The organism is Klenkia sesuvii (assembly GCF_037083825.1).
In the GTDB taxonomy this organism is placed as follows: Bacteria; Actinomycetota; Actinomycetes; order Mycobacteriales; family Geodermatophilaceae; genus Klenkia; species Klenkia sesuvii.
In genome coordinates this window covers 58,509-71,610 of record NZ_JBAPLU010000005.1, presented here as the reverse complement: position 1 = coordinate 71,610, position 13,102 = coordinate 58,509, and the positions used below count along the sequence as shown (strand labels likewise).

The following is a 13,102-nucleotide window of genomic DNA, read 5'->3' as shown; positions in this document are numbered from 1 at the left end:
TGACGAGCCGTCCGACCCTGCGTGACCACGCCCTGGCCGTCCGTGCGGTTGGTGGCCGAGGGTGCCCTGCGCGACCCGGGTGGCGCCTTCCCGCAGGGGTGGTGCCGAACCGGTCAGCGCAGGGTGCGCACCAGGGCGGGCACGGGCTCGCCGCGGCGGCGTTGGCGCTCGCGCACGGCACCGGCGCCGACCAGGGCCGCACCGACCAGGAGCAGGGCCACCACCCACGGCGTCGGGGCGTCGTCGAGCAGCCAACCCGCCGTCACGCCGACCACCCCGACCAGGCCCAGCACGAACGGGGCGCGCACGGCCCAGCCGAGGCCGGCCAGCACCATCACCAGCGAGACCACAAGCACGGTCACCTGCCGGGCCGGGGTGGGGTCGACGACGGTCAGCAGCACCGACGGCAGCAGGGCCACGGCCAGCCCGGGACCCCAGGTGCGCGGCGACGGGCCGTGCGGCAGCGACCGCCACCGACCGGCCAGCAGCACGACCCCCGCGGGCACGGTCACCGCCTCCCAGGCCGACCAGCCCGCCAGCGCGGCACCGATCGCGCAGGCGGCGACGACCGCCAGGCCGCCGAGGGTGCGGGTGCCGCGCCCGCGCACCTCGACCTCGTCGTCGGGCACCCCGGGCAGGCGGGTGCCGCGGGTGACGTCGCCGTGCCCCATGAGCGCCAGTCCCAGCACCGCCAGCAGCGCTGCGGTGACCCCGTAGGAGCCGGACGACGCCGCCGTCGCGACGCCCAGCAACCCGACCACGGTGCCGGTGCCGGCGGCCGAGGTGGCCGCCCGCTCGTCGGGGGAGTCGGCCGGGTCTTCCAGTGACTGCACCGGCTCGTCGACCCGGGTCGGTGCCGGCCGGCGTCCGGTGTCGGCGGCCGAGAACGCGTAGCGGACGTCGTCCACGGGTCCGCGGGGGGCCGACGTGGCCCGTCCGGTGCGCGCCCGCACCCAGGCGCGCACCCGCGCCCCGGCCCGCCGGGGCAGCACGACGGCGAGGACGACGGCCTCGGCCAGCGCCGTCACCGCCACCACGACCAGGGCCGCGCCGATGCCGGCGCCGGTCAGCGGCCCCTCCCCGGTGAGCGTGACCACCGCCAGCGCCAGCGCCCCGACGGCTACCGGGACGGTCGAGGGACGGGTCTCGCGGTCGCGCACCGACAGCAGGACGGCGGCCGCGGCGGTGGTGACGAGCAGGAAACCGAGGTCCCCCCAGCGCCCGGCCCACCCGGTGCCCAGGGCGGCCAGCAGGGTCAGCGTGCCTGCGGCGGCGAGCCCGGCGTCGCGCGGCACCCAGGCCGGGCCGCGGGAGGCGGCGACCGCGACCACGGCGGCCAGCAGCAGCCCGAGGAAGCCCGAGCCGAGCACCCAGTCGGGCCCGGCGGCCGAGGCCGCACCGGCGAGCACCGACCCGGCGGTGAACCCGGCCAGCACCGGCACGGCGGCACCGGCCACCGGCAGCTCGGGCACACGGCGCGCGGTCGTGAGTAGCAGGCCGAGGGCCGCGCCGACACCGAGCACCGCCGTGAGGGGGGCGCCGTCGCCGGCCCACGCGGCCCGTTCGACGCCCCACACGCCGGCGGCCCACCACGGCACGCTGCCCAGCAGGCCGGCGTGGCTGAGCACCCCGTGACGGGCGCCGTCGCCGAACCAGGCGAGGGCCAACCCCACCAGCGACGTGCCCAGGAGCGCTCCTGCGGTCAGCACCGCCGGCAGGTCGGTGCCCACCAGCACCGCGACCACCGTCGCCTGTCCCGCCAGCCAGGAGGCCACCGGCCAGGCGCGCAGCTGCGGCGCCACCAGGTACAGCGCCGCCGTGGCGAACGTGACGAACGCGCTGAGGGTGCCGGCGGCCAGGGCGGGGACCGGGGCGGTGAGCGCGCCGACCACCACGAGGGTGCCCGCTGCAGCGACAGCGCCCAGCGCGAGCGCCTCGCCCGCCGTCCGGCCGCCGGTGTGGCCCGCGAGCACGGCGAGGGCCGCGGCGACGACGAGCAGGACGCTGACCGCCACCACGCCGGCCGGGGTGCCCACGGTGAAGGTGGACAGCGTGGCCCCCAGCACGGCGACCATCCCGGCACCCACGAGCAGCTGCTGCGGGGTGACCCGGTCGGGGAGCGCGACCGGGCGCACCCGCGGCGGGTAGGAGCCGAGCGCCGGGGGGTAGGCCTCGGGGTCGGCCGGCCGGGGGCGCACCTGCATCCCGCCACGGTAGGGGAGGTGAGCCGGGCCGGCGCACCCGTCGCTGGTCCGCAGTCGCGGTCGGTGGCACGCGCCGACCCGCCGAGTGAACCGCCTCAGCTGTGCAGGCGAGGGTGCGATCTGGCTGCATCGGTTCTGATGCACGTATGATGCTGTCCGTGCGCACCACCGTCGACCTGCCTCCGGCAGCCCATCGCCGGGCGAGCGAGATCGCCGCGCGCGAGGGTCGTTCGCTGTCCTCCGTCGTCGCCGAGCTGACCGTGCGGGGCCTGGCCCTGCGCGATGAGCCGCTCCGTGTCTCGACGGACGTGCGGTCCGGATTCCCGGTCATCTCGCTGGGCCATCCGGTCTCGGCCGAGGACGTCGCCGCCGCGCTCGAGGAGTGACCGTCGTCCTGCTCGATGCGAGCGTCCTGATCGCACTGGTGGTCGCCGACCACGAGCACCACGACGCGGCGTCGTCGTGGGTGGAGGCTCATCGCGACGTGGCCGTCTGCCCGATCACGGAAGGCGCCCTGGTGCGCTTCCTGGTCCGGGTCGGTGTCCCGGGGGCGGACGCGCGGTCCGCGGTCGCGCAGGTGGCTGCTCGACCGGGGACCGAGTTCTGGCCCGACGCGGTGTCCTACGCCGACGTGTCGCTCGACCACGTGCTCGGCCACGGCCAGGTGACCGACGCCTACCTGGCCGGCCTCGCCCGGGCCCGGGGGGCTCGGCTGGCCACGTTGGACGCCGGTCTGGCCGCGGCGGCCGCCGACGTGGCTGTGCTGATCCCGCGCTGACCGACAGGCCTGCTCCCCGTCGACTGTGCAGTTGCGGTCGACGGCGCGCGGCAACCCGCTGGTGTGGGTGACCGCAACTGCACAGTCGGGCCCGTGGCTGCGGGCCGGTCAGCTCATCTGCCCGACCCAGGCGACGGCCTCTCGGGCCTGCTGGCGGCGACGTTCGTAGGTGGCGCCGACCACCAGGAGGAGCAGGCCGGCGGCGCCCAGCGGGACCCAGCTGTCCAGCCGCGACACCACGGGGGCGAGCTCGACGGTGCCGAGGACGGCGAGGGCCCCGGCGCCGACCAGGAACGGCGCCTGCCGGTGGGTCAGCGCCCCGGCCACCACCGCGACGACGCCGGCGGCGAGCACCAGCACGACCCGGAGCGGGCCGTCGTCGGCCACCGCGGCGAGCCCCGAGGGGGCGAAGCCGACCAGCAGCCCGGGGCCCCAGCCGGCCCACGAGGGTCCGCGCAGCAGCCGGGGGCCAGCCGCGGCGAGCAACGCGGCGGCCAACGGCAGGCTGTAGGCCTCCGGTGTGGTGATCGCCGCCCCGGCCAGGGCGGTCCAGCCGGCCAGCACGAGGTCGGCCAGCGCCGTCCAGCGCACGACGGTGCGCCCGCTGACCAGCCCGTACGCGAGCCCGGCCGCGCCGACCACCCCCAGCTGAGCGCCCACCTGACCCCACGCGCCGATCGAGGCCCCGGTGCCGGCCGCGGCCAGGGCGAGCCCCGGCGCGGTGAGCGCCGCGGCCCACTCCTCCGGCTGGCCGTGGCGCAGGGTCGCCAGGCCGAGCGCCAGCGCGGCGAGGGCGGCCAGCAGCAGGCCGGCGGTCGTGGCCGGCAGGACGTCCCCGGCCCGTGCGCACAGCGTGGCCAGCCCCGGCAGCGCGAGCACGGCCGCGGTCGCGGTCGACCGGGCGGGGGCGACCAGGACGGCGGTGAGCGCGGCCGGCGCGACCCCGGCGAGGAGGACCAGGGCCACGGCGGCCGGACGGTCGGTCACCACCAGCTCGCCGAGGCCGGCCAGCAGCAGCACCGCACCGGCCCCGCCGGCGAGCTCCCGCTGCAGCGGGCTGCGGCGGACGAGCACCAGTGTGGTTGCCAGCACGACACCGGTCAGACCCAGCACCGGACCGCCGACCGGGCCGCTGCGCAGCACCAGCCCCGCCACCGCCAGCGACGGGGCGGCGGCCAGCACCCCGGCGACGAACCGGAACGGCACCTCGAGGCCGCGGCCGGCCCACCGCACCACGACGACGACGGCGCCCGCGGCGCCGACGACGAGCAGGGCGGTGGCGGCCACGCCGTCCGGGACCCCGCCCACCCAGGCGAGCTCGGTGCCCCGCAGGACGGCGAGGGCGGCGGCGGTGCCGGCGAGCACGCGGGCGACCTCCCCGGTCCAGCGGGGGAGCCGGCCGGCGACCGCGACGTCCGCAGCGCCGATCACCAGCAGCGCGGCCACGGTCGACGCACCGCCGCCCAGGTACCCGGACAGCAGGGGCAGCACCGGCTGCGCGGCCAGCAGTGCGGCGGCCGGCCAGACGAGGGTGGTGGGCGTGGTGCGGGCCAGCCCGGCGGTGAGGACGGCGACCAGGGCCGTGGCGAGCGCCCCGTAGAGCAGGCCGTCCACGGCGTCCAGGCCGAGCAGCCCGAGCGCGCGGGCGGCGCAGACGTCGATGAGCAGCAGCGCCGTGGCGGTGGCCGCCAGGCCCTCCTCGGTCGCGCGCAGGCCCCGGCGGGCCGCCCACCCGGAGCCGGCGGCGGCCGCGGCGGTGGCGGTGCCCATCACGGCGGCCTGGAAGCCGATGCCGAACCGGGTCCAGGCGACCGCGACCAGGACCAGCGCGGCGGCCACCACCAGCAACGAGCCCAGGCCGACCAGGACCTGCTGCGGGCTGATCCGTCGACGCACCGACCGCGGGTCCTGCGCCGCCAGACCCGGCACGGGCGGGCCCTGCACGGGCGGCACAGGGGGCCGCGGGCCCGGCCCGGGCGGCGGGGGAGGCGCCCAGCTGTGCACGACCGGCGCAGGGACCGGGGACGGCGCGACGGCCGGGGCAGGCGCGGGGACCGGGGCCGTGGCGTGGGTGCGCAGCGTGGCCAGCAGGGCGTCGCGGTCGCGGCTCAGCTCGGTCAGGGTGACCCCGATCCGTCCGACGACCATCCCGGCGTGCGCCGCGGCCGGTAGGCCGCAGGTGCGGCACGGGGCACCGGGGTGGGCCGGGTGGGTGGGGCCGCCCGGGACGGCGTCGGCCACCGGGGTCGAGCAGACCGGGCAGCGGAGCACCCAGGGGGCGGTCGGAGCAGTCATGCCTCCGAGGGTGGGCGCTCCGCACCGCCCTGCCCTCCAGTGCACTACCCGGGCCGGCCTGCGTAGTGCTACCCACGTCACCGGCCATGCGCTCGGAACCGGGCTGTTCCGCCGGTACCCTGGACACAGTGATCACCACCACCGGCCTGGAGCTGCGCGCGGGCGCCCGCATCCTCATCAGCGACGCCGACCTGCGCGTCCAGCCCGGTGACCGCATCGGCCTGGTGGGCCGCAACGGGGCCGGCAAGACCACCACGCTGACCACGCTGGCCGGCGAGCGCGTGCCGCACGCCGGCAAGGTCGAGCAGGTCGGTGAGCTGGGCTACCTGCCCCAGGACCCGCGCAGCGGCGACCTCTCGATCACCGCCAGCGACCGGGTGCTCTCCGGCCGCGGCCTCGACGAGCTCAAGGCCAAGCTGACCAAGGCCCAGATCGCCATGGCCGAGCCCGCCGACGACGCCGAGCGGGACCGGGCCGTGCGCCGCTACGGTCGCCTGGAGGACCAGTTCGCCGCCATGGGCGGGTACGCGGCCGAGTCCGACGCCGCCCGCATCTGCACCAACCTGGGCCTGCCCGACCGGGTGCTCGCCCAGCCGTTGAGCACGCTGTCCGGTGGCCAGCGCCGCCGCGTCGAGCTGGCCCGCATCCTGTTCTCCGACGCCGAGACGCTGCTGCTCGACGAGCCCACCAACCACCTCGACGCCGATTCCATCGCCTGGCTGAAGGGGTTCCTGGCCACCCACAAGAGCGGTCTGGTGGTCATCAGCCACGACGTCGAGCTGCTGGCCGCCGTCGTCAACAAGGTGTGGCACCTCGACGCCAACCGGGCCACCGTCGACGTCTACAACCTGGGCTGGAAGCGGTACCTGGAGGCGCGCGAGACCGACGAGCGTCGCCGGCGCAGCGAGCGGGCCAACGCCGAGAAGAAGATCGGCGCCCTCACCGCGCAGGCCGACAAGATGCGCGCCAAGGCCACCAAGGCCAAGGCTGCGCAGTCGATGGACAAGCGGGCCGCCCGCCTGGCGGCGGGCCTGGAGCAGGTCCGGGTGGCCGACCGCGTGGCCAAGCTGCGCTTCCCGACCCCCGCGCCCTGCGGCAAGACCCCGCTGACGGCCGAGCGGTTGAGCAAGAGCTACGGCTCGCTGGAGATCTTCACCGGCGTCGACCTGGCCATCGACCGCGGCACCCGGGTCGTCGTCCTCGGGCTCAACGGTGCGGGCAAGACCACCCTGCTGCGCATGCTGGCCGGCACCGAGACCCCCGACACCGGCGAGGTGAAGGCCGGCCACGGTCTCCGGCTGGGCTACTACGCCCAGGAGCACGAGACCCTGGACATGGACCGCTCGCTGCTGGAGGTCATGCGGGCCGCCGCGCCCGACCAGACCGACACCGAGCTGCGCCGCATCCTCGGCGCGTTCCTGTTCTCCGGCGAGGCGGTCGACCAGCGGGCCGGCACCCTCTCGGGCGGGGAGAAGACCCGGCTGGCCATGGCCGCCCTGGTGTGCTCGGCGGCGAACGTGCTGCTGCTCGACGAGCCGACCAACAACCTCGACCCGGCGAGCCGCGAGCAGGTGCTCGACGCGCTGCGCACCTACCAGGGGGCCATCGTGCTGGTCACCCACGACGAGGGCGCGGTCACCGCGCTCGACCCCGACAAGGTCATCCTGCTGCCCGACGGCACCGAGGACACCTGGTCGGCCGACTTCGCCGAGCTCGTCGAGCTGGCCTGACAGGACCCGATCGCCCCCCACGAGACGCTCCGCGCCCCGCGGGTCCCTGCGACCGGGCCGTTCCAGCGGGCGGCGGTCGCGCGGCTGGGTGATCATTCGGTGCGAGGCCGACGTCAGCGGGACGACGGTCCGGGTTACCAGTGGGGGACCTCGGTCGCGCGCCGGGGTGGACGCTGGCACGACAGGGGAGTCATGGCCGACTCGAACGCAGCGAACGCCTCGGAGACGGGGAACGGCACCGACCTGAGCAAGGGCAAGCGGATCACCGGCGACAGCCGCAACTCCCTGGCCGAGGACCTCCGCAAGCGCTACGACGCCGGTGAGAGCATCCGGCTGCTGGCCGCCTCCACCGGCCGTTCGTACGGCTTCGTGCACCGGCTGCTCAGCGAGTCGGGCGCCACGCTGCGCAGTCGCGGCGGGGCCAACCGGCCGAGCACGCCCGACCCGAAGAAGTGAGCGGCGACCCGGCGCGCGGCTGGGTCACCACCTCGCAGGAGGGCCCGGTCCTCACCGTCACCCTCGACCGGGCCGACCAGCTCAACGCGCAGGTGCCGGCGACCTGGACCACCCTCGCCGAGGTCGGCGCCGCGCTGCCCGACGACGTCCGGGTCGTGGTCGTCCGCGGCGCGGGTCGGGCCTTCTCCGCCGGGCTGGACCGGTCGCTGTTCTCCGCCGACCCGTCGCTGCCCGGTGGGTTGGGGGAGCTGGTCGGCCTGGGCTCCGCGGGGGCGCAGGAGCGCATCCGCGGCTACCAGGCCGGCTTCCGGTGGTTGCGCCGGCCCGGCATCGTGTCGGTGGCCGTCGTGCAGGGGCACGCCATCGGTGCCGGCGCCCAGCTCGCGTTGGCCTGCGACCTGCGGGTGTGCGCCGAGGAGGCCACCTTCGCGCTGCCCGAGGCCGTGCTGGGCCTGGTCCCCGACCTGACCGGCACCTCCACCCTCGTGGAGGCCGTCGGCTACAGCCGGGCCCTGGAGATGTGCCTGACCGGACGGCGGGTGGGCGCGGCCGAGGCGCTCGCCGCCGGGTTGGCCAACGCCGTCGTCCCGGCCGCCGAGCTCGACCGCACCGTCGCCGAGCTGGTGTCGGCGATCCTCGCCCCGGACGTCGCCGCGAGCCGCGAGACCGCGGCCCTCGTGCGCCGCGCCGCGGCCACCGACACCGAGGGCCAGGACGCCGCCGAGCGGGCCGCCCAGTACCGCAGGCTGCACGCGGTGGCCGGGGGAGCGGTGGCGGAACAGGCGCCGACGACCACCGGTTGACCCGCTCGTGACCCCGAACATGACGTCGATGGCGGCGATGCGGTCCTTCCGCCGCGACGTCCGGCCGGCTCGCGAGATCCCGAAGGGCACGGTGCGCCGCATCCTCGGCGTCGCCGGCCCCTACCGGCGCGAGCTGACCTTCTTCCTCGCCCTGGTGGTCGTGTCGGCGGTGATCGGGGTGGCCACGCCGCTGCTGGCCGGCGACATCGTCAACCGCATCGCCGGGCTCCAGGGCACCGCGGCCGACATCGTGCGCATCGCCCTGCTCATCGCCGGCCTGGCCCTGCTCGACGCCGGCAGCTCGCTGGCCCAGCGGTGGTACTCCGCGCGCATCGGCGAGGGCGTCATCTACGACCTGCGCGCCCGGGTCTTCGAGCACGTGCAGCGCATGCCGGTCGCCTTCTTCACCCGCACCCAGACCGGCGCGCTGGTCAGCCGGCTCAACAACGACGTCATCGGCGCCCAGCAGGCCTTCACCTCGACCCTGTCGGGGGTGGTCTCCAACGCCATCGGCCTGGTGCTCACCGCCGGGGTCATGCTCACGCTGTCCTGGCAGATCACCCTGCTGTCGGTGGTGCTGGTGCCGCTGTTCGTGCTGCCGGCCAAGCGCATCGGCGCGCGCCTGCAGGAGATCACCCGCGAGTCCTACGGCCTCAACGCGTCGATGAACGCCACGATGACCGAGCGGTTCAACGTCGCCGGGGCCCTGCTGGTCAAGCTGTTCGGGCGACCCGAGGTCGAGGCCGAGTCCTTCCGCGGACGCGCGGCCCGGGTGCGCGACATCGGCGTCCTGTCGGCCATGTACGGCCGCACCTTCTTCACCGCGCTGACCCTCGTCGCCGCCCTGGCCACCGCGCTGGTCTACGGCCTGGGCGGCTCGCTGGCCTTCGCCGGGTCGCTGACCCCGGGCGCGGTGGTCGCCCTCGCCCTGCTGCTGTCGCGGCTGTACGGCCCGCTGACCGCGCTGTCCAACGTCCGGGTCGACGTCATGAGCGCCATGGTCAGCTTCGACCGGGTCTTCGAGGTGCTCGACCTCCAGCCGATGATCGCCGAGTCCGCGACGGCGCGCCCCGTCCCGGCCGACGACCGCTCGGTGGAGTTCGACCGGGTGGGCTTCCGGTACCCGTCGGCGGCCGAGGTGTCGCTGGCCTCCCTGGAGGAGCTGTCGCTGCCCGAGCAGGGTGACTCCGGCCCGGTGCTGCACGACGTCAGCTTCCGCGCCGAGCCCGGCCAGCTGGTCGCCCTCGTCGGCCACTCCGGCGCCGGCAAGTCGACCATCGCGAACCTGGTGCCCCGCCTCTACGACGTGACCTCCGGCGCCGTGCGCGTGGGTGGGGTCGACGTCCGCGAGGCCACCGCCGACTCGTTGCGGGCCGCCATCGGCGTGGTCAGCCAGGACGCGCACCTGTTCCACGACACCATCCGGGCCAACCTGCGCTACGCCCGCCCCGAGGCCACCGACGACGAGCTGTGGGCGGCGATGACCGGCGCCCGCATCGCCGCGCTGGTGGCCTCCCTGCCCGACGGCCTCGACACCGTCGTCGGCGACCGGGGCTACCGCATGTCCGGCGGGGAGAAGCAGCGGTTGGCGATCGCCCGGGTGCTGCTCAAGGCGCCGGGCATCGTCATCCTCGACGAGGCCACCGCCCACCTGGACAGCGAGAGCGAGGCCGCCGTCCAGAAGGCGTTGGACACCGCGCTCGCCGGCCGCACCTCGCTGGTCATCGCGCACCGGCTCTCGACCATCCGCGCCGCCGACCAGATCCTCGTGGTCGACGAGGGGCGGATCGTCGAGCAGGGCACGCACGAGGAGCTGCTGGAGCTGGGGCACCGCTACGCCGACCTGTACCGCACCCAGTTCGCCCCCGCCCCCGTGTCACCGACCCCGGTGCAGGCCTGACCACTAGCGTCACAGGGGTCCCACCCGTACCACCCCCAGGAGCCCCGTTGTCCGTCGTGCACCCCGAGGACGCGGAGATCCGCGCCGTCTACGCCGAGTACCTGGCTGGCTGGAACGCCCACAGCGCCGCCCGCCAGGCGGCCACCCTCACCGACGACGCCGACGTGGTCGGCTTCGACGGCACCCAGCACCACGGGCGGCTGCAGTTCGCCGCCGACCTGCGACGGATCTTCGCCGACCACGCGCCCCCGCCCTACGTCGGCACCGTCCGGTCGGTGCGGGGGATGGGCCCCGACGCCGCCGTGCTGGTCGCGATCGCCGGCATGCCCGCCCCCGACGGCTCGCTGCACCCCGACCTCGTCGCCGTGCACACCCTGGTGCTGGTCCGGGACGGCCGCCGGTGGAAGATCGCCGTCTTCGCCGCCACCCCGGCCTCGCGCACCGCGCCCGCCGACGCCGTCGCCACCCTCGCCGCGGAGCTGGCCGGGTGAGCCCGGTCCTGGTGGGGCCGGACGCGGTCGCCGGTGCCGTCGTCCTCGACGTGCGCTGGGCGCTGGGGCGCACCGACGGCCACGAGCAGTACCTGGCCGGCCACCTGCCCGGCGCGGTGTACGTCGACCTGGACACCGAGCTGGCCGCCCCGCCGTCCGCAGCCGGCCGGCACCCGCTGCCGGCGATCGAGGACCTGCAGGCAGCCGCCCGCCGGTGGGGGATCTCCGCCGGGTCGCGCGTCGTCGTGCACGACGCCGGCCCCGGGACGGCGGCGGCCCGGGCATGGTGGCTGCTGCGCTGGGGTCGACATGTCGACGTGTCGATCCTCGACGGCGGCCTGGCCGCCTGGACGGGCCCGCTGGAGACCGGCGAGGTGGTGCCGGAGCCCGGTGACGTCGTCCTGGAGCCCGGTGGCATGCCGGTGCTCACCGCCGACGAGGCCGCGGCGCTGCCGGGGTCCGGCGGGCTGCTGCTCGACGCCCGGGCGGCCGAGCGGTTCCGCGGCGAGGTCGAACCGGTCGACCCGGTGGCCGGGCACGTGCCGGGTGCGGTCAACCTGGCGGCCACCGACCTGCTCGCCGCCGGCCGGTTCCGCCCCGACCTGGCCGACCACGTCGCCGGGCTCGGGGTGACCCCCGGGACGGCGGTGGGCGTCTACTGCGGCTCCGGGGTCACCGCGGCCCACGAGGTCGCCGCGTTGGCCGTCGCGGGGGTGGACGCCGCCCTGTGGCCCGGCTCGTGGTCGGAGTGGTCCGCCGACCCCTCGCGCCCGATCGCGACCGGCGACTGAGCGCAGCCACACCGCGAGGAGTCACATCCAGCGGGGTCGCCGGCGCGGAACCCCACGAGATGTCACATGCAGCGGGGTCGCGGGCGGGGGACCCCACGAGATGTCACATGCAGCGGGGTCGGGGGCGCGGGACACCGCGATGAGTCGCATCCAGCGGGGACGCGGGCGCGGGGCACCGCGAGGGGTCACACGGGGCGGGGGCGGGCACCGGCGATGGCGGCGTCGTAGCGGTCGAGCAGGACGGCGGCGATGCGGTCGTCGGGTAGCAGCGGGGCGGTGACCAGGTCGGCACCGGCGTCGTCGAGCTTGTCGCGGAAGTGCCCCGGCGCCAGCAGGTAGGCCGCGACCGCCACGCGGGTGGCCCCGGCGGCGCGGGCCGCCGCGACGGCCTCGGGCACCGGCGGCTGCGCGGCGGACCCGAAACCGGTGCTGACCGGCCCGGCCCACGTCTCCTGCAGCAGAGCGGCGGTGCGCTCGACGTCGGCGGTGGCTCGCGGGTCGCTGGAGCCGGCCGCGGCCACGACGACGGCAGTGCCGGGGTCGGCGGGGTCGGCGCCGGCCTCGACCAGCCGGGCGTGCAGCACCTCGGCCAGCCGGGGGTCGGGGCCCAGCGGCCGGGCGGCCACGGTGTCGACCCGCTGCTCCACGGCGCCGGCGATGTCGACGTGCACGTGGTAGCCGCCCGACAGCAGCACCGGCACCACGACGGCCGGGCCGTCCAGCCCGGCGACGACGTCGACCACGGTGGGCGGCTGGACGTCGACGAACGCCGCGCTGGTGGTCAGACCCGGGCGCAGCCGGCGGGCGGCGAGGGCGAGCTCGGCGACCAGCCGACGGCCGGTGGGGTTGCGGGTGCCGTGCGCGCACGCAACCAGTACCGGCGGCGTAGCCGTCACAGCGCCCTCGTGATGCCGCCGTCGACCGGGATCATGGTGCCGGTGAGGTAGCTCGCGGCGGGGGAGAGGGCGAAGGCGGCGACCTTCCCGAACTCCTCGGGCCGGCCCACGCGGCGCAGCGGGATGTCGGCCTCGGTGCGGGCCCGCATGGCCTCGGGCTCACCGCTGGCGGCCTCGATGTCGGTGATGCGGTCGGTGGCGATCGTGCCGGGCAGGAGCCCGAGCACCCGGATGCCGCGGGGACCGAGCTCGTCGGCCAACGCCTTGGCGGTCATCGCCAGGCCCGGGCGCAGCCCGTTGGAGATGGCCAGGTGCGGGATGGGCTGGCGCACCGACGTCGAGAGGACCAGCCCGATGGCGGCGCCCTCGCCGAGCACCGGGACCAGCGCCTTGACCAGCCGGATCGTGCCCAGCAGCACCGAGTCGACGGCGTCGCGCCAGTCGGCCTCGTCGGTCTCGAGCACCCGCCCCGGCGCCGGTCCGCCGACCGAGACCAGGGCGCCGTCGACCCGCCCCAGGTCGCGCACGGCCGCGGCCACGAGCTCGGCTGCCGCACCCGGTGCCGCGAGGTCGGCGGGCAGGCCGTACGCCGCGGGCGCCCCGCCGAGCGAGGTGACCGCGGCGTCGACCGACGACGAGGTCCGGGAGCTGATCAGCACCCGGGCTCCGTCGTCGACCAGGGCCCGGGCGGTCGCGAACCCCAGCCCCCGGCTCGCGCCGGTGAGCAGGTACCCGCGACCACCCAGACCCAGGTCCAC

General features: G+C 76.6%; 12 protein-coding genes. 8 read left to right on the top strand and 4 right to left on the bottom strand.

Features of this window, described 5'->3' with window-relative positions; translation table 11 throughout:
* Positions 1-113 precede the first annotated feature (113 nt).
* A complete protein-coding gene (locus tag TEK04_RS06620; protein WP_336403532.1) occupies positions 114-2,204 on the bottom strand; it encodes an SCO7613 C-terminal domain-containing membrane protein in 2,091 nt (696 codons plus the stop codon).
* A gap of 158 nt (positions 2,205-2,362) precedes the next feature.
* On the opposite strand from TEK04_RS06620, the gene TEK04_RS06615 reads away from it, so the two are divergent.
* Together TEK04_RS06615 and TEK04_RS06610 are read left to right on the top strand one after the other, a co-directional pair.
* The gene (locus TEK04_RS06615) at positions 2,363-2,590 is read left to right on the top strand and encodes a hypothetical protein (protein WP_336403531.1); all 228 of its coding nucleotides are present in this window, start codon (positions 2,363-2,365) and stop codon (positions 2,588-2,590) included.
* On the top strand, positions 2,587-2,982 hold the full coding sequence (locus TEK04_RS06610; RefSeq protein ID WP_336403530.1) for a TA system VapC family ribonuclease toxin: 396 nt from the start codon (positions 2,587-2,589) through the stop codon (positions 2,980-2,982). The genes TEK04_RS06615 and TEK04_RS06610 overlap by 4 nt, the downstream gene beginning before the upstream one ends.
* A gap of 108 nt (positions 2,983-3,090) precedes the next feature.
* Here the strand turns inward: TEK04_RS06610 and TEK04_RS06605 are convergent, their stop codons facing one another.
* Positions 3,091-5,277, bottom strand: coding sequence for an SCO7613 C-terminal domain-containing membrane protein (locus TEK04_RS06605; RefSeq protein WP_336403529.1), 2,187 nt, complete (start codon positions 5,275-5,277; stop codon positions 3,091-3,093).
* A 128-nt stretch (positions 5,278-5,405) separates the two neighbouring features.
* Between TEK04_RS06605 and TEK04_RS06600 the strand changes: the two genes are divergently transcribed.
* The 6 genes from TEK04_RS06600 (at position 5,406) to TEK04_RS06575 (ending at position 11,448) form a co-directional block, all read left to right on the top strand.
* Positions 5,406-7,007: an ABC-F family ATP-binding cassette domain-containing protein gene (locus tag TEK04_RS06600; protein ID WP_336403528.1), complete on the top strand. Its 1,602-nt coding sequence runs from the start codon at positions 5,406-5,408 to the stop codon at positions 7,005-7,007.
* A 192-nt stretch (positions 7,008-7,199) separates the two neighbouring features.
* Positions 7,200-7,463, top strand: a complete 264-nt coding sequence (locus TEK04_RS06595) for a helix-turn-helix domain-containing protein (protein ID WP_336403527.1) — start codon at positions 7,200-7,202, stop codon at positions 7,461-7,463.
* On the top strand, positions 7,460-8,266 hold the full coding sequence (locus TEK04_RS06590) for an enoyl-CoA hydratase/isomerase family protein (RefSeq protein WP_336403526.1): 807 nt from the start codon (positions 7,460-7,462) through the stop codon (positions 8,264-8,266). The genes TEK04_RS06595 and TEK04_RS06590 overlap by 4 nt, the downstream gene beginning before the upstream one ends.
* A 28-nt stretch (positions 8,267-8,294) precedes the next feature.
* Entirely contained in the window at positions 8,295-10,166 is a 1,872-nt protein-coding gene (locus TEK04_RS06585; RefSeq protein WP_336403525.1) for an ABC transporter ATP-binding protein, read from the top strand.
* A gap of 56 nt (positions 10,167-10,222) precedes the next feature.
* Positions 10,223-10,657, top strand: a complete 435-nt coding sequence (locus TEK04_RS06580; protein ID WP_336403684.1) for an SgcJ/EcaC family oxidoreductase — start codon at positions 10,223-10,225, stop codon at positions 10,655-10,657.
* Entirely contained in the window at positions 10,654-11,448 is a 795-nt protein-coding gene (locus tag TEK04_RS06575) for a sulfurtransferase (RefSeq protein ID WP_336403524.1), read from the top strand. The genes TEK04_RS06580 and TEK04_RS06575 overlap by 4 nt, the downstream gene beginning before the upstream one ends.
* Before the next feature lie 185 nt (positions 11,449-11,633).
* Here TEK04_RS06575 and TEK04_RS06570 read toward each other — a convergent pair whose 3' ends face one another.
* Positions 11,634-12,344 carry a sirohydrochlorin chelatase gene (locus tag TEK04_RS06570; RefSeq protein WP_336403523.1) on the bottom strand — a complete coding sequence of 237 codons (711 nt, stop codon included), beginning with the start codon at positions 12,342-12,344 and terminating at the stop codon, positions 11,634-11,636.
* Positions 12,341-13,102, bottom strand: coding sequence for an SDR family oxidoreductase (locus TEK04_RS06565; protein WP_336403522.1), 762 nt, complete (start codon positions 13,100-13,102; stop codon positions 12,341-12,343). Before TEK04_RS06565 ends, TEK04_RS06570 begins: the two co-directional genes overlap by 4 nt.